Origin of the sequence: Streptomyces sp. NPDC088252 (assembly GCF_044740965.1) — a bacterium.
Taxonomy (GTDB): Bacteria; Actinomycetota; Actinomycetes; order Streptomycetales; family Streptomycetaceae; genus Streptomyces.
This window is the reverse complement of the sequence record NZ_JBIURS010000002.1, coordinates 579,653-596,023: the sequence shown is the minus strand read 5'-3', so window position 1 is coordinate 596,023 and position 16,371 is coordinate 579,653. Positions and strand designations below refer to the sequence as shown.

At 67.2% G+C, this 16,371-nt stretch carries 12 protein-coding genes; 8 read left to right on the top strand and 4 right to left on the bottom strand.

What is annotated here, in order from left to right; genetic code table 11:
- The first annotated feature begins 463 nt into the window (after positions 1–463).
- From ACIOHC_RS06465 to ACIOHC_RS06455, 3 genes are all read left to right on the top strand, one after another.
- Positions 464–1,171, top strand: coding sequence for a helix-turn-helix transcriptional regulator (locus ACIOHC_RS06465; protein WP_351072310.1), 708 nt, complete (start codon positions 464–466; stop codon positions 1,169–1,171).
- Positions 1,172–1,232: 61 nt separating this feature from the next.
- A complete protein-coding gene (locus tag ACIOHC_RS06460; protein WP_351072308.1) occupies positions 1,233–2,315 on the top strand; it encodes an inositol-3-phosphate synthase in 1,083 nt (360 codons plus the stop codon).
- A 123-nt stretch (positions 2,316–2,438) separates the two neighbouring features.
- Positions 2,439–3,707 carry an MFS transporter gene (locus tag ACIOHC_RS06455; protein WP_351072306.1) on the top strand — a complete coding sequence of 423 codons (1,269 nt, stop codon included), beginning with the start codon at positions 2,439–2,441 and terminating at the stop codon, positions 3,705–3,707.
- 161 nt (positions 3,708–3,868) lie between these two features.
- Here ACIOHC_RS06455 and ACIOHC_RS06450 read toward each other — a convergent pair whose 3' ends face one another.
- Entirely contained in the window at positions 3,869–5,311 is a 1,443-nt protein-coding gene (locus ACIOHC_RS06450; RefSeq protein ID WP_401841681.1) for a CCA tRNA nucleotidyltransferase, read from the bottom strand.
- A gap of 183 nt (positions 5,312–5,494) precedes the next feature.
- Between ACIOHC_RS06450 and ACIOHC_RS06445 the strand changes: the two genes are divergently transcribed.
- The 3 genes from ACIOHC_RS06445 (at position 5,495) to ACIOHC_RS06435 (ending at position 11,850) form a co-directional block, all read left to right on the top strand.
- A complete protein-coding gene (locus ACIOHC_RS06445) occupies positions 5,495–7,792 on the top strand; it encodes a DUF6049 family protein (protein ID WP_401841678.1) in 2,298 nt (765 codons plus the stop codon).
- Positions 7,793–7,841: 49 nt separating this feature from the next.
- Complete coding sequence (gene murJ / locus ACIOHC_RS06440; protein ID WP_401841676.1) at positions 7,842–10,001, top strand: murein biosynthesis integral membrane protein MurJ; 2,160 nt, start codon at positions 7,842–7,844, stop codon at positions 9,999–10,001.
- Positions 10,002–10,128: 127 nt separating this feature from the next.
- Positions 10,129–11,850 carry a protein kinase family protein gene (locus tag ACIOHC_RS06435; RefSeq protein WP_401841674.1) on the top strand — a complete coding sequence of 574 codons (1,722 nt, stop codon included), beginning with the start codon at positions 10,129–10,131 and terminating at the stop codon, positions 11,848–11,850.
- Positions 11,851–12,286: 436 nt separating this feature from the next.
- On the opposite strand, the gene ACIOHC_RS06430 is transcribed toward ACIOHC_RS06435, so the two are convergent.
- From ACIOHC_RS06430 to ACIOHC_RS06420, 3 genes are all read right to left on the bottom strand, one after another.
- Positions 12,287–13,204 (bottom strand): hypothetical protein, encoded by a 918-nt coding sequence (locus ACIOHC_RS06430; protein WP_401841672.1) that lies wholly within the window; start codon positions 13,202–13,204, stop codon positions 12,287–12,289.
- Between the two features lie 72 nt (positions 13,205–13,276).
- Entirely contained in the window at positions 13,277–13,759 is a 483-nt protein-coding gene (locus tag ACIOHC_RS06425; RefSeq protein WP_351072294.1) for a hypothetical protein, read from the bottom strand.
- Between the two features lie 190 nt (positions 13,760–13,949).
- Complete coding sequence (locus ACIOHC_RS06420; RefSeq protein WP_365689433.1) at positions 13,950–14,123, bottom strand: hypothetical protein; 174 nt, start codon at positions 14,121–14,123, stop codon at positions 13,950–13,952.
- 530 nt (positions 14,124–14,653) lie between these two features.
- Between ACIOHC_RS06420 and sigM the strand changes: the two genes are divergently transcribed.
- Both sigM and ACIOHC_RS06410 read left to right on the top strand, forming a co-directional pair.
- Positions 14,654–15,358 carry an RNA polymerase sigma factor SigM gene (sigM, locus tag ACIOHC_RS06415; protein WP_351072293.1) on the top strand — a complete coding sequence of 235 codons (705 nt, stop codon included), beginning with the start codon at positions 14,654–14,656 and terminating at the stop codon, positions 15,356–15,358.
- Positions 15,355–16,311, top strand: a complete 957-nt coding sequence (locus ACIOHC_RS06410) for a hypothetical protein (RefSeq protein ID WP_401841670.1) — start codon at positions 15,355–15,357, stop codon at positions 16,309–16,311. The genes sigM and ACIOHC_RS06410 overlap by 4 nt, the downstream gene beginning before the upstream one ends.
- Positions 16,312–16,371: the final 60 nt, after the last annotated feature.

The window sequence follows — 16,371 nt, the reverse complement described above, 5'->3', positions numbered from 1 at the left end:
ACCTTGCGGTTGCGGCGTTTTGCGACGGTGCTCGCTCATGGAACGACTACTCCTCGGGCAGGCGAGAGCGCCTGGAAGCGGCAGTTGAGATCCGGTCCCCCGAATTGCGGACCAGCCCTGCGACGGGCTCGTCCACAGTGCATCCGGCTAGTCCGCGAAAACCGACGCGTATGCGCGTCTCGCGGTTCCCGGTGGTCTGCATGCCGGACAGACTACGCACGGCCAAAACCCCCCTAGGGCCGAACTTCACCTCAAACAGCGCAAGTCGGTGCCTACGAATTCACGATGTGACGCCGTTCACGATGGCCCCTCTTGTCGCAGAGCGGCGACCGATCTATCGTCGTGATGTATCGAGTCGATACATCAGCTCGGTACATCAGCTCGGTACATCAGCTCGGTACATCGACTCGACACAGGGCTCCGCAGGAGCACTCGGTGAAGCGCGGAGAAGGAGGAGGCGAACTTGAGCAGACGCTCCGGCATCCTCGAATTCGCCGTTCTCGGTCTGCTCCGCGAATCCCCGATGCACGGGTACGAGCTGCGCAAACGCCTCAACACTTCGTTGGGGATCTTTCGCGCCTTCAGCTACGGCACCCTCTACCCCTGCCTCAAGACGCTGGTCGCCAACGGCTGGTTGATCGAGGAGCCGGGCAGTACCCCGGCCGATCTTCCGCCCGCCGCCGGCCGCTCGGTCGCCCCCGCCTCCTCACTGGCCGGGCGCCGCGCCAAGATCGTCTACCGGCTGACGGCAGAAGGTAAGGAGCACTTCGAGGAGCTGCTCTCGCACACCGGCCCCGACTCCTGGGAGGACGAGCACTTCGCGGCTCGTTTCGCCTTCTTCGGTCAGACGGAGCACGAGGTGCGGATGCGGGTGCTGGAAGGCCGGCGCAGCCGACTGGAGGAGCGCCTGGAGAAGATGCGCGCCTCTCTGGCCCGCACGCGCGAGCGCCTCGACGACTACACGCTTGAGCTGCAGCGACACGGCATGGAATCCGTGGAGCGCGAAGTGCGCTGGCTGAACGAGCTCATCGAGAGCGAGCGGTCGGGACGGGATCAGCGACGATCCTCGCCCGGGAGCGAAGCTCAGCAGAACACAGCAGGAGAGACGGACGGCCTGCCCCGGCACCGGGGTGACACCCCGCCGGATCCGTCCGACGACACCTCAAAGTGAGGTCCCCGCAGAACCGCGGGGCTTCATCGGGAACATCCATTACACACAGGGAGCAACCGGAATGGGTTCGGTTCGCGTAGCCATCGTCGGCGTGGGCAACTGCGCCGCCTCGCTGGTCCAGGGCGTCGAGTACTACAAGGACGCCGATCCGGCCGGCAAGGTGCCCGGTCTGATGCATGTCCAGTTCGGCGACTACCACGTGCGCGACGTCGAGTTCGTCGCCGCCTTCGACGTCGACGCGAAGAAGGTCGGACTCGACCTCGCGGACGCCATCGGCGCCAGCGAGAACAACACCATCAAGCTCTGCGACGTGCCGAACGCCGGCGTCACCGTCCAGCGTGGCCACACCCACGACGGCCTGGGCAAGTACTACCGCCAGACCATCGAGGAGTCGGCCGAGGCCCCGGTCGACGTCGTCCAGGTCCTCAAGGACCGCAAGGTCGACGTTCTCGTCTGCTACCTGCCGGTCGGGTCCGAGGTCGCCGCGAAGTTCTACGCCCAGTGCGCCATCGACGCCAAGGTCGCGTTCGTCAACGCTCTCCCGGTCTTCATCGCCGGTACCAAGGAGTGGGCGGACAAGTTCACCGAGGCCGGTGTCCCGATCGTCGGCGACGACATCAAGTCGCAGGTCGGCGCCACCATCACGCACCGCGTGATGGCGAAGCTCTTCGAGGACCGGGGCGTCATCCTGGACCGCACGATGCAGCTGAACGTCGGCGGCAACATGGACTTCAAGAACATGCTCGAGCGTGAGCGCCTGGAGTCGAAGAAGATCTCCAAGACGCAGGCCGTCACCTCCCAGATCCGCGACCGCGAGCTCGGTGCGGACAACGTCCACATCGGCCCGTCGGACTATGTGGCCTGGCTGGACGACCGCAAGTGGGCGTACGTGCGCCTTGAGGGCCGCGCCTTCGGTGACGTTCCGCTGAACCTGGAGTACAAGCTGGAGGTCTGGGACTCCCCGAACTCCGCCGGTGTCATCATCGACGCCGTCCGCGCCGCGAAGATCGCCAAGGACCGCGGCATCGGTGGCCCGATCCTCTCCGCTTCCTCGTACTTCATGAAGTCCCCGCCGGTCCAGTACTTCGACGACGAGGCCCGCGAGAACGTCGAGAAGTTCATCAGGGGCGAGGTCTCCAACTGACGCGACCGGACACGGCGCGTCGGCGTGAACGGTGATGAGCGGCAACGCTCCTCCCGTTCCGAACCGTTGAGGGTCCCTGGGTAATCCGCCCGGGGACCCTCAACGTATGTGACTCTTGAGCACATGCCCGTCGTAGGTGATCTGCGCGTACTTCTGCGCCTTCGGAACTTCCGTCGTCTGCTCGCCGTACGACTTCTTTCCCAGTCGGCCGACGGCGTCTACCAGGTGGCGCTGGCGGCGCATGTCGTCTTCTCCCCGGAGAAACAGGCATCGGCGGGGGCCATCGCCTCCGCGATGGCTGTGCTGCTGCTGCCCTACTCGCTCGTCGGCCCGTTCGCCGGCGTCCTGCTGGATCGCTGGCCACGACGCCAGGTCTTTCTGTACGGCAATCTGCTGCGCGCCGCACTCGCCTGCTGCACCGCACTCCTGATCCTCGGCTCCGCACCCGACTGGCTCTTCTACACCTCGGCGCTGTGCGTCACCGCGGTCAACCGTTTCGTGCTGGCCGGACTCTCGGCCGCACTGCCGCGAGTCGTCGACAGGGACCGGCTGGTGCTGGCGAATTCACTCTCACCGACCGCGGGCACGCTCGCCGCCACGGCCGGCGGCGGACTCGCCTTCGTCGTGCGGCTGGTACTCGCCGATTCCGATGCGGCGGTGGTGTTGCTGGGCGCCGTGCTCTATCTCGCTTCGGCACTGGTCTCGTTGAGCCTTGCCACCGGGCTCCTGGGCCCGGATCAGGACGGGCGCCGCATCCGGCTGGGGAAGGCGCTGGCCATCACCGCCCGGGGGCTTGCGGACGGGCTGCGCCATCTGGCGGAGCGGAGACAAGCCACCCGGGCACTGGCCGCCATGACCGTGCTCCGCTTCTGCTACGGAGCGCTCACCGTGATGGTGCTGATGTTGAGCCGGTACGCCTGGTCCGACAGCGAATCCGAGGGCCTGGCCCTCCTCGGGCTGGCGGTGGGGATCTCCGGAGCGGGATTCTTCGCGGCGGCCGTGGTGACGCCTTGGGCGGTGGGGCGGCTCGGCCGGTTCCGTTGGATGGCCGTGTGCGCGGCAACGGCGGCCGTCCTCGAACCCGCACTGGGGTTGTGGTTCGTTCCCGCACCGATACTCGCGGCGGCGTTCGTCCTCGGACTCGTCACACAGGGGGCGAAAATCACGACGGACACGGTGGTGCAGACCTGGGTGGACGACACCTTTCGCGGCCGGGTCTTCTCTCTCTACGACGTGCTGTTCAACGTGGCATTCGTGGGCGCCGCCGCAGTCTCCGCCCTGATGCTGCCTCCTGATGGGCAGTCGACCGTGCTGGTGACCGGCGTGGCCGTTCTCTATGCGGTCGCCGCCCTATTGCTCTTCCGCTGGAGCCGAGCCGATAGGACGCTCTAGTTGTTCCGGTCGCAGCGCCGGCGTTCAGGTATGACGAGGGGCGCTGTTTCACGTGAAACAGCGCCCCTCGTCATACCGGGTCCCGGTCGTGTTCGTGCTCATGTTTCACGTGAAACATGAGCACAGCCGCCGTACGGCCTCTGACTGCACCGCCACCGGCCTCAGTTCTGCCCGGCCCACCATTGCTTGAGCTTCCCGACCGCCTCGTCATGCTCCATGGGCCCATGCTCCAGTCGCAGCTCCAGCAGGAACGCATATGCCTTGCCGATCACCGGCCCGGGTCCGATCCCCAGGGTCTTCATGATCTCGTTGCCGTCCAGGTCGGGCCGGATGGCGTCCAGCGCCTCCTTCTCCTGGAGCTGAGCGATGCGCTCCTCAAGCCCGTCATAGGTCCTTGAGAGGGCAGCGGCCTTGCGCTTGTTGCGCGTGGTGCAGTCCGATCGGGTCAGCTTGTGCAGCTGCTCCAGCAGGGGGCCCGCGTCACGTACGTACCGGCGCACCGCGGAGTCGGTCCACTCTCCGTCGCCATAGCCATGGAAACGCAGATGAAGTTCCACGAGCTTCGAGACGTCCTTGACCATGTCGTTGGAGTACTTGAGCTCGGTCATCCGCTTCTTGACCATCTTGGCGCCCACCACCTCGTGGTGGTGGAAGGAGACGCGCCCGTCCTTCTCGAAGCGTCGCGTCCTCGGCTTGCCGATGTCATGAAGGAGGGCGGCCAGGCGCAGCACCAGATCGGGACCGTCCTTCTCCAGGTCGATCGCCTGCTCCAGCACGGTCAGCGAGTGCTCGTAGACATCCTTGTGACGGTGATGCTCATCACTCTCCAGACGGAGGGCGGGGAGCTCGGGCAGTACCTGCTGTGCCAGCCCCGTGTCGACCAGCAGCGCCAGTCCCTTGCGGGGGCGGGCGGAGAGAAGCAGCTTGTTGAACTCCTCCCGGACCCGCTCGGCGGAGACGATCTCGATACGCCCGGACATGTCCGTCATCGCCGTGACCACATCGGGGGCGACGTCGAAGTCCAGCTGCGCCGCGAAGCGAGCAGCGCGCAGCATGCGCAGCGGATCGTCCGAGAAGGACTCCTCGGGTGTGCCGGGAGTGCGCAGTACACGCTCGGCCAGGTCCTGAAGACCGCCGTGAGGGTCGATGAAGTCCTTCTGCGGGAGCGCGACGGCCATCGCGTTGACGGTGAAGTCACGACGGACGAGGTCTTCCTCGATGGAGTCGCCGTAGGACACCTCGGGCTTGCGCGATGTCCTGTCGTACGCCTCCGACCTGTATGTCGTCACTTCGATCTGGTAGCCGTCCTTCTGGGCGCCCACCGTGCCGAAGGCGATCCCGACCTCCCATACCGAGTCCGCCCACGGACGGACGATCTTCAGCACCGCCTCGGGGCGGGCGTCGGTCGTGAAGTCCAGGTCGTTCCCGAGCCTGCCGAGGAGCGCGTCCCGGACCGAGCCGCCGACCAGGGCGAGACTGAATCCGGCATCCTGGAAACGGCGGGCGAGGTCGTCGGCGACCGGTGACACCCGCAGCAGTTCGCTGACTGCGCGGTGCTGCACCTGGGTCAGGGCACTGGGGCTGTCTTCATTGGCGTTCGACACAACAGAAAAGGGTACGTGCCCGGACCGGCCCGGTCGTCCTGGTTTCGTCCCGCCCTGCGAGACTCTTCCGATCATGTAGCGGACTCCGCAGCACTTGGTGCCCGCGCACATCGTTACCATGCGGGGACGCAGCAACCGACAACCATCGACACCAACCGACGACGACGAGGGACGGGTAGGCGCGTGGCCGAGGCGGCAGACATCCAGGAGATCGGTCCGTCTCCTGCCCGTCGATGGCTGCGGCGCACAGCCTCCTTGATCATCGGGGCGCCGCTCGTCGCCGCACTGCTGGCCGGTACGGCGGCACCCGCCGCATCGGCCGGCGGGACGACCCGGGCCCCCACCGGCTCGGAGACGGCCAAGGTCTCCCTCGACTCCCTCGCTCCGAGCGCACCGGTGAAGGGGGACACCCTGACCGTCTCCGGCACCGTGACCAACCGCGGCAAGGAGACGATCACACAGGCGGAGGTCGACCTGCGGGTGGGCCCGAAGCTCTACAGCAGGGCGTCGATCGACACCGCCGCCAAGCGCACCGGGTACGTCCCCGGCACCGACCCTGCTCCGCTCGGCGGGAAGTACACGGTGAAGTTCGCCAAGCTCCCTGCCGGAATCAGCCAGGACTTCACGCTGTCCGTCCCGGTCGACAAATTGGGGCTCGGCGACGACGGCGTCTACCAGCTCGGTGTCTCGCTGTCGGGACAGACCTCCCGTGCCCGGTACGACCATGTGCTGGGGATCCAGCGCACCTTCCTGCCCTGGCAGGAGGAGCAGCGTGATTCCAGGACGAAGATCACCTATCTCTGGCCGCTCATCGCGTCGGCCCATGTCACTGCAGAGACCGGTTCCGACGATCAGCAGACCCCTGTGTTCGCCGACGACGAACTGGCTGCCGAGCTCGCTCCGGGCGGCCGTCTCGAGCAGCTGGTGTCGTTGGGCAGCCAGTTGCCCGTGACGTGGGTCATCGACCCGGATCTGTTGGCCAGTGTCGACGCGATGGCGCGGAACTACCGCGTCAAGTCCGGCGACACCACCGTCGCCGGGAAGAACCAGGCCGTCGCCAAGAAATGGCTCGCCTCGCTGGAGGCCGCGGTGTCGGACGGCAAGGTCGTCGCGCTGCCGTTCGGCGACCCCGACCTCGCCTCCATCGCACACCGCGGCAAGAACGTGTCGGGCACCCTCAGCCACCTGCAGACCGCCACCGAGGTGGCTGGGACGACGGTGGAGACCATCCTGCACGTGAAACCGTCGACGGACTTCGCCTGGCCCGTCGACGGGGCGATCGACCCCTCGATCGTCGATGTCGCCACCTCGGCCGGCGCCCACAAGGTGATCGCCCGCAGCGACAGCCTCCAGGAGACCGGCGGTCTGCCGTACACGCCGACCGCGGCCCGTCCGATCGGTGGCGGCACCACCGCGGTGGTCTCGGACGCCCGGCTCTCCACGGCCTTCCAGGGCAACATGTCGACGGCGGGGAACTCCACCCTCGCCGTGCAGAAGTTCCTCGCTCTGACCCTCGCTCTGACGGAACAGGACACCGACACGGAACGGAGCATCGTCGTCGCACCGCAGCGGATGCCGACGGTCGCCCAGGCCCAGTCGATGGCCACCGCCCTGCACGCCCTCGACGACGAGCGCTGGACGCAGCCCCTCGGGCTCGTGGACGCGGCCGAGGCGAAGCCCGACGCGGACGCGACGACCGGCGTCCCCGGGTCGTCCCAGTACCCGAAGAAGCTCCGCGGCCAGGAACTGCCCACCCAGGCGTTCCAGGACATCAAGTCCACCCAGGTCTCGCTCAACGACTTCCAGGTCATCCTCACCCACCCCGAGCGGGTGGTGACCCCCTTCGGCAATGCGATCAACCGGTCCATGTCGACGTCGTGGCGCGGCAGCCCGCTGAAGGCCCAGCAGTACCGGGACTCGGTACGCACCTATCTGCAGGGTCTCGTCAACGAGGTCCAGCTCATCTCGAAGTCGGACGTCACCCTGTCCGGCCGCAGCGCCACGATCCCGGTGACGGTGCAGAACCGGCTGTTGCAGGGTGTGGACCATCTGGTCCTCCGGCTGAAGTCGGAGAACGCCACCCGGCTCAAGCTGAACAACGGCGGAGCCGTGGCGGAGCAGCCGATCCGGATCGCCGGCGGTCACAGCCAGTCCGTGAAGTTCGACGCCGCGGCCAACGTCAACGGCCAGGTGCAGATGACCGCACAGCTCTACACCGAGGACGGCACGCCGTACGGCGAAGAGATGACCTTCACCGTGAAGGTCTCCGAGCTCACCCCGACCGTGCTGCTGGTGATCGCCGGCGGGCTGCTGCTTCTGGTTCTCGCGGGCATCAGGATGTACACCCACCGCAAGCGTGCCAACGCGGGCGGCGCGGCCGGAGACAACGGCAGCGGACCCGAGCAGCCGAGTGACCCGGCGCCGGACACCGGTCCGGAAAGCGGGGCGCCGTCGGGCCCGGGTGAGAAAGTGGAACGTTGAGCGATGTCTGTCGTGGCCGGTCGGCCGGGGACGATGAGGTGGGGTTTCGATGAACGCGCCGTACGACGGTGACCGCGGTCAGGGTGCGGGCGGAGCCGGGTCTGCCGATGGGCCCGCGCCGCCTCCCGGACAGGGCCAGGTTCCGCCGACGCCCGATCCGTACCTGCAGGCCGCGTACGACTACGACCCCTACCGGGCCCAGGATCTGTCCGTCCAGGACCCGGTGAACGAGGCGCTGTACGACCGCGCCGCGCACCCGCCGCCACCTCCTGGCACCTACCAGCAGCCCCAGCCGCTGTACCAGCAGCCGCCCGCGGCGCAGTACGCACCCGACCCGCGCATCTGGGCGCAGACCCCGCCGCCCGAGCCCGACGGGCCGTCGCGGCACCTGCCGTACGGCGACAACCCGGCGACCACCCAGTTCGTCGGGATCGACGACCTCGTCAGCCAGGCGTCCGACGACCGGGAGCAGCAGGACGCCTTCGCGCACCTGTTCCGGGACCAGGAGGGTCCGGCCGGACCGCCGTCCGTTCCGGCCGAGCCCGAGCCGGCCCCGGCACCCGCACCGCCCAAGTCCGGCGGCCGGGCGTCCGGCCTGCTGAAGTCCAGTGCCGTGATGGCGGCCGGCACGCTCGTGTCCCGGCTCACCGGCTTCGTCCGCAGCCTGGTGATCACCGCCGCGCTCGGTGCTGCCCTGCTGGGCGACAGCTTCACCATCGCCTACACACTGCCGACGATGATCTACATCCTCACCGTCGGCGGCGGGCTGAACTCGGTCTTCGTTCCCCAGCTCGTCCGTTCCATGAAGGACGACGAGGACGGTGGCGAGGCCTACGCCAACCGGCTGCTGACCCTGGTCATGGTCGCGCTCGGTGTCATCGTCGCCATCGCCGTCTTCGCCGCTCCGTGGCTGATCCACATGATGTCGCCGACGATCGCCGGGGACGCGGCCGCCAACAGCGTCGCCGTGACGTTCGCCCGGTACTGCCTGCCGACCATCTTCTTCATGGGCGTGCACGTCGTGATGGGCCAGATCCTCAACGCCCGTGGCAGGTTCGGCGCGATGATGTGGACCCCGGTCCTCAACAACATCGTCATGATCTTCACGTTCGGCATGTTCATCTGGGTCTACGGCACCTCCGCCGAGTCCCAGATGGGTGTGCAGACGATCCCGCCGGAGGGCGTCCGGCTCCTGGGCATCGGCACCCTGCTCGGTCTGATCGTCCAGGCCCTGGCCATGATCCCGTATCTGCGCGAGGCCGGCTTCCGCTTCCGCCCGCGCTTCGACTGGAAGGGACACGGGCTCGGCAAAACGGTCAAGCTGGCCAAGTGGACCGTCCTGTTCGTCCTGGCCAACCAGGCCGGGGTGATCGTCGTCACCCAGCTCGCGACATCGGCGGGCAAGCTGTCCGGCAAGGACGGCACCGGCTTCCTCGCGTACTCCAACGCCCAGCTCATCTGGGGCATGCCGCAGGCGATCATCACCGTGTCGGTCATGGCGGCCCTGCTTCCCCGTATCTCCCGCGCCGCCCATGACGACGACCCGGGCGCCGTCCGCGACGACATCTCCCAGGGGCTGCGGAACTCCGCCGTGGCGATCGTGCCGGTGGCCTTCACGTTCCTCGCCCTCGGCCTGCCGATGTGCACCCTGCTGTACGCCTCCGCGGGCACCGAAGCCGCCCGCTCCATGGGCTACATCCTCATGGCCTTCGGTCTCGGCCTGATCCCGTACTCGGTGCAGTACGTGGTGCTGCGTGGCTTCTACGCCTACGAGGACACCCGGACGCCCTTCTACAACACCGTCATCGTCGCCGCGGTCAACGCGGCCGCCTCGGCCCTCTGCTATGTGGTTCTGCCGGCCCAGTGGGCCGTGGTCGGCATGGCCGCCTCGTACGGGCTCGCCTACGCCGTCGGCGTGGGCATCGCCTGGCGACGGCTGCGCAACCGGCTGGGCGGTGACCTCGACGGCGCCCATGTCGTACGCACCTACGCCCGCCTGTGCCTGGCCGCCGTCCCGGCGGCCGTACTCGGTGGTGGCGTGGGCTTCGCGGTTCTTCTGGGCCTCGGCGAAGGAGCCTTCGGGTCACTCGTCGCGCTGATCTGTGGTGGGGCCGTTCTGCTGGGCGTCTTCTTCGTGGCCGCCAAGCGGATGCGGATCGAAGAGATCAACGGCATGGTCGGCATGGTCCGAGGACGTCTCGGGCGCTGAGGATCACCGGCCGCACAACCATCACCGCCCCTGGCGTGTCGTGCATAGCGTCGGAGTGTGGGCACAATTGGCGTGACTGTGCAGGGCTGGCTGGCATCGCGCAACGGATGGGGAGGCAGGAACGACGGTGGCGGAACGTAGCACGGCTGCCGTCGACGTGGCCGACAACAGCGGTGATGAACCGCTGACCGCCAAGGCGGACGAGGCCACGACCGACGGGACGGCAGAAGCTCAGGACACGACGGGCACCGAGCCGCAGGACACGGACGGAGAGCGCATCAGCTCCGAAACCACCCTGCCGACCCCTGATCTGCACAGTGGGCACAAACTTGCCAGACGTTACCGGCTCGAGGAGTGCGTCACCCGTCTGGACGGATTCAGCAGCTGGCGTGCTGTCGACGAGAAATTGCGCCGCGCGGTGGGCGTTCATCTGCTCCCGGCCGATCACCCCCGCGCCCGCTCCGTGCTGGCCGCCGCCAGATCCTCCGCCCTGCTCGGCGACCCGCGCTTCGTGCAGGTACTCGACGCGGTGGAGGAGGACGACCTCGTCTACGTCGTCCATGAGTGGCTCCCCGACGCCACCGAGCTCACCTCTCTGCTGGCCTCGGGGCCGATGGAGGCGCACGACGCGTACCAGCTCGTCAGCCAGGTCTCCCAGGCCATGGCAGCCGCGCACCGAGAAGGGCTCGCGCATCTGAGGCTGACGCCCGGGGCGGTGCTGCGGAGCTCGACCGGCCAGTACCGCATCCGCGGCCTCGCGGTGAACGCCGCCCTGCGGGGCATCACCTCCGAAAGCCCCCAGCGTGCGGACACCGAGGCGATCGGTGCCCTGCTCTATGCCGCGCTGACCCAGCGCTGGCCGTACGAGACCGACGCCTACGGCCTGTCCGGGCTGCCCAAGGGAATGGGGCTGATCGCCCCCGACCAGGTGCGGGCCGGCGTGCATCGGGGCCTGTCCGAGCTCTCCATGCGCGCACTCGCCAATGACGGCGCCACTGCCTCCCGGCAGGAGCAACCGTGCACCACCCCGGACGAACTGGCCAAGGCCGTTGCCGCGATGCCCCGCATCCGCCCTCCGGAGCCCACCTTCACGGCGCCTCCGGAGTACCAGCGCACGACCTACCAGCAGGGCTCCTACGGGCGCCCGTCCGCCCGTCCCGGCGTATCCGTGACCAAGCCCATGATGGCCGCACCCCCGGCACCGCTCCAGAGCCGCACCGGCAAGGCCCTCAAGTGGGCCGTTTCCGCATTGCTGATCGCGGCCCTGGGCCTCGGCAGCTGGCAGCTCGCCGAGACGCTGCTCAACAACGAGTCGAGTGACCCCGGCAGCACACAGACCGACCCGAAAAGCGGTGACGACGGCAAGAAGAAGCCCACGGGCCAACTGCTCACGATCAAGGACGCGGTCGAGTACTTTCCGGATGGAAAGGCACAGCACCCCGACGACGTCCACCTGACGTATGACGGCGACAGCTCGACGTACTGGCGGTCCAAGAGCTTCATAGGCGGCCCCAAATTGGCTCCCTTCAAACAGGGCGTCGGCATCGTGTATGAACTCGACTCTGCTCAGTTCATTTCGTCAGCCTCCGTAAGCCTTCAATTCGGTGGCGATCACACCACCGCCTCGCTCTACGCGGCCGACTCCCTCAACTCATCAACGCCGCTGACGTCGATGAAGAGAATCGCAACGACCGAGACGACCGGCACAGAAGCGAAACTGCAGACGAAGAACCCGGTAAAGACCCGGTTCGTTCTCGTATGGCTTACGGACATGCCGAAGTCACCCGCCGATCGCTACAGTGGCGCAGGCTACAAACAATCCATCACCGAAGTTAAATTCATGGGCTGACCGCCTGCTCGCGTGTCATCACACTCGCCCCCCTGTTCACCGATGCCGCACATTGCGAAGGTGAGGCCGATCGTGTCGGTGAGGATGCCCCGGCTTCCCGCCGACGATCGTCTTCCCGGCGTCTGCTCCCTGGCTGGCCAGGGGCACGTTGCTCGGGGTCTTCGTGCCCCTCCCCGACAACCTGCGGGACAAGGACACCGAGCTCCGACGGCACCTCACCGCCGCCTGCCCCGAGATGGCCGAACTCGCCCGTCTGATCCAGGAGTTCTCCGAACTCCTCACGACGAGCCCGGCGGCTTCCACAACCCCCGCCGCATCCAGAAACGGCTCGGCCACCTCAGCCCGCTCGAGTACGAAGAGAAGCACTGCGCCAACCAGGCAGCCACCGAACCAACGAACCTGAAGCCATGCCAACCCGCCGTGACCAGGGCTCTGCTCAGTTGCTGAGGCGCTTGATGACCTCATCGGCATTGCTCATCTTGCGCTTCTGGAAGGAGCGCAGCCTGTTCAGCGTCGAGGATTTGCTCTTGACCATGCGTGTCTGAATCTCGGTCTCGACCGCGCCCCAGGTCTTCAGCAGACCCACCTCGGTCTTGCAGTCCATGTCCGCCAGGGCCACGGCCCTCTCCCGCTGGGTCGGTTCCTCGGTGTCGAAAGCCCGATCGCTCACGGACGCCATGGGGTCTTGGTACCGGTAGCCGTGGCGCTCCACGCACGTCGACCACACACGGAAAGCCTGTCCGACTCTCTTGTCGTCCAGGGAGCGTTTGAAGCTCTCCTTGTCGATGGTCGCCGCGACGGCAATGTCTGACTCGGGGAGCGGTCCGCCGTTCAGCTGGACCTCGGCGTCCCCGTAACAGCCGCCGGGTGGAATCGTGCGGCCGTCGGAACTTGTCGTCTGTTGCTCTCCCTCGCGATTCGTTCCGAACAGGATCGCCTTCTGTGCCTCGGTGGGCTGCTTGGCAACGTCTGCCTGTCCGGCCTGTGGGGGCAGGTGGTATCCATGGTCGCGGGCGACCTCACGGTCCGCTATCCCGTAGCGCCTGCTGGATTCGACAACCAGCGGTGAAGGCTCCGGTATCCGGTAGTCGAGACCGAACCCTCGCAGACACTCGTTGGCCAGGAGCACCTTGGCACGCTCGACCGTGTGGGACTCCTGGGCAGTGAGAGCGAACTTCTCAATCGGCAGGGAAGCACTGGCAGAGGGTGCTGCCGAGGAGCGAGCCATGTCTTGACCACCGGACTTGCCGCCAGTACCTACTTGAGGGGCCGAGCAGGCGGTCGTCGCCATGAGCACGGTCGCCACGAGCGCAAGAGCACGTGACGTCACGACCGGCAAGTCCTGTCTCGCCATGGACACTGCACACTCCTCCACAAGAATGGGGCGGCCGTATGGAACACGTCCGCCCCGAATGCATGACCCTGGTCAGCTGAAGTTGACGCAGCCCTGGCTGACCTTCGCGCTCCGGAAGAGCACCGACGCGTTGTTGTTGTACGTCTTCGAGAGCTGGTAGGCAGCCGGCCGTTCGTTCGTGTGGAGCTTGTCGCAAGGGCCTGCGTAGCCGCTGTTGTAGTAGATCGTCACGCTGGAGTCGATACTCCAGATACGCGCCTTCGCCGAGGCCGCGTGGTTCTTCAGGCTCATTCCCTGCCCGGAACCGGAGCCCAGGAAGGTGTACGCGGCCAAGTCGCGGATTCCCTCGCTGCCGGTACCGGTGGAGCTGAACCTCGTGTACGAGCCCGCGTATCCGGTGTTGTAGAAGAGAACCAGGCACTGGGAGTCACAGCTGGTGCTGCTGGATGAGTCGGTCCAGACCGATGCGCTCGCCGGAGAAGCCGCGACAAAGGCGCTGGCAACGGCCGATATCGCTACTGAAGCAGTGACAAGTGCCTTACGGACAAAAAGCATTGACTCCCCATTTCAAGATCATTTTCGGCGCTCGTCAGCGTACACCCAAATGTGAACAGACCCCATGATGCAGTCCCGTTTCCATGCTCGTACCCGCGTCCGCCCCGAGTGAGCGAACGCGGAAGGTGTGTCAGAGCGGCCGAAGGGAACAGCCTTTGGACCGTCGTTGCGGCGGCGTCACTGCTTAGCGTCAATACCGGTGGCTGAAGGACGTGGGATCGGCGCGCTTACGGTCCTTCGTGACGACGATCTCCGACAGGTACGAGCTGTCGGAAAGTTCCTCGCGCGCCGGCAGGATCTGATGCGAGCAAGTCCGCCGCAGCAGGTCCGCGCCGCCGGCCGAGCCCGCCCGCCACAGCTCCACCCCCGGTGAACCCACGGTCGTCCAGCAACGGATCCCCCTCGCCGAGATGACCGAACAGCCCACGAGCCAGGGCCGGTTCGGAGGACGACAGCGGTCCCAGGGCTGCGGTGACGGCGTGGGTGCCACACTCGAGCCAGCGCCACCACCCGCGGCGTCAGCAGCCGAGCGCGCAGGCCAGAGCGGCCGCACTCAGCGAGCACCCGGTCCACCAACTCCGGTGAAAACGTGCCTGTCAGCAGCCATTGGTATGGTGTTCAGCCTCGGTATCGGCACCCACTTCCATACCCACAACCTCGACCCGGGCCGCAAGAGCCGCGGCCTCACCCGCCAGCTCAAGGCCCTCGGCCACGGCGTCACCCTAGTCCCGGCAGCCGCCCGACAGCACACGCCACCGGCGGCTGCTTGGCAAGGTCCACCTGACCATGGAGTTTTCCGATCAGGGGCACCTTCCGCTTTCCTGATCAAGCCTTGGACGACCCACTTCGCGAAAGCCCGAGGTGAAGTTACTTTTAGGCATTTAGGGGTATCGCGTGGCTGCTGAATCCTTAGAACCCGACTCTAGCGACTCAGACCTCCTCGCTCGCCATGTGGCCGGTGAACCGGACGCCTTCGGTGAGCTCGTACGGCGCCACCGCGACCGGCTGTGGGCCGTGGCGATACGGACCCTGGGGGACCGCGAGGAGGCTGCGGACGCCGTTCAGGACGCCCTTGTCTCCGCCTTCAGGGCCGCCCATACCTTCCGCGGTCAGTCCGCCGTCACCACCTGGCTGCACCGCATCACGGTCAACGCCTGCCTCGACCGGGTCCGCAAGGCGGCCAGCCGCAGGACCGCGCCGATCGATGACACCGAACGGTTCGAGCAGCTCTTGGAACCGCATGAATCAGCGGAGGCACCGGCGGAGCGCCAGGACCTCCACCGCGAGCTCCTGGCCGCGCTCGCCACCCTGCCCGCCGAGCAGCGGGCCGCACTCGTCCTAGTGGACATGCAGGGCTATCCCGTGGCCGAGGCAGCACGCATTCTCGACGTACCGACAGGCACCGTGAAGAGCCGCTGCGCGCGGGGGCGGGCCCGGCTGGCGCCGCTGCTCACTCATCTGCGCAGCGAGGTCGCGGGAGCCGACGAGTCGGCCACAAGGAACCGGACGCCGCGTACATCCGTCCCACCGGCATCGGGGCCGAGAGACGCGGCCACAAGCGATCCCGCTTCAGCGAAGGGCGGAGGTGGGCGCACATGACTTCAACGGCCGACACGACCCAGCATCCGGATGTCACGGAGATCTCCGACCTGACGGAGGAGCTGCTCCCACCATCACGGGCGACAGAGGTACGCGACCATGTGGACGGCTGCGCACTCTGCGGTGAGGTCCATGCCTCTCTCATGGAAATCCGCGAGCTACTCGGCACCGTGCCCATGCCGCAGCGCATGCCGGACGACATCGTGGACCGTATCGACGCCGCACTCGCCGCCGAAGCGGCTCTCGGCACCACGCCACCATCCGGCTCGCTGCATGTTTCACGTGAAACAGAGCCGCTGGCAGCGGAGAGGCCGAAGGCAGAGCCCAGCCTCTCGGACCGTCCCGCAGGGCGCCCCCGGGCGACCACCGGCCCCGGCCGCCGGCCGCTCCGGCGCCGTCGTCGCACAGCCATGCTCGGGGCCGCTCTCGGCGCGGCCGTGGTCGGTGTGAGCGTCTTCCTGCTGCAGAACGTCCATCCGTCCCAGAATTCCGGGAGCCTCAAAGCAGCGGACCGCAGTTCCAGCGCCGGGGAGAACGGCGGAGGGACGTTCTCGGAGTCCACTCTTGAGGACCAGGTACACGCGCTTCTTCTGAGCACCGGCTCGAAGCCGTCGAAGTCGGCAGACGGTGTGGGAGCCGAGGAGCAGACGCCGTCCACCGGGGCGCACTCGACGCCCAAGACCGCCTCCGCCGGGTCCGAGTCGCCCCAGACCCCACTGCGCGCACCCACCGTGTCCATCCCGCCCTGTGTGGAGCAGGGCATCGGGCGGAAGGCCGCGGCCCTCGGCATGGAAGAAGGCAGCTACGAAGGAAAGCATGCCTTCCTGGTCGTGCTGCCGCACCCGTCCGACGCGACGCGTGTCCAGGCGTATGTCGTCGACGCGGCCTGCGTCGGGGAGAAGCCCGCCGTCAAGGGGAAACTGCTGCTGACCCGCGCCTACACGCGCCCTTGAGAATCGCGCCGTACGCCGCTCGGCACGGCGGGAATGCATCCCCCGTAGGATCCGTTGGGT

What these genes read in the sequence shown, in the direction of transcription:
- murJ (WP_401841676.1), top strand. Translation starts at nt 7,842, where the DNA reads ATGAACGCGCCGTACGACGGTGACCGCGGTCAGGGTGCGGGCGGAGCC.
- ACIOHC_RS06425 (WP_351072294.1), bottom strand. Translation starts at nt 13,759, where the DNA reads ATGCTTTTTGTCCGTAAGGCACTTGTCACTGCTTCAGTAGCGATATCG.
- ACIOHC_RS06410 (WP_401841670.1), top strand. Translation starts at nt 15,355, where the DNA reads ATGACTTCAACGGCCGACACGACCCAGCATCCGGATGTCACGGAGATC.
- ACIOHC_RS06430 (WP_401841672.1), bottom strand. Translation starts at nt 13,204, where the DNA reads ATGGCGAGACAGGACTTGCCGGTCGTGACGTCACGTGCTCTTGCGCTC.
- ACIOHC_RS06455 (WP_351072306.1), top strand. Translation starts at nt 2,439, where the DNA reads ATGCCCGTCGTAGGTGATCTGCGCGTACTTCTGCGCCTTCGGAACTTC.
- ACIOHC_RS06460 (WP_351072308.1), top strand. Translation starts at nt 1,233, where the DNA reads ATGGGTTCGGTTCGCGTAGCCATCGTCGGCGTGGGCAACTGCGCCGCC.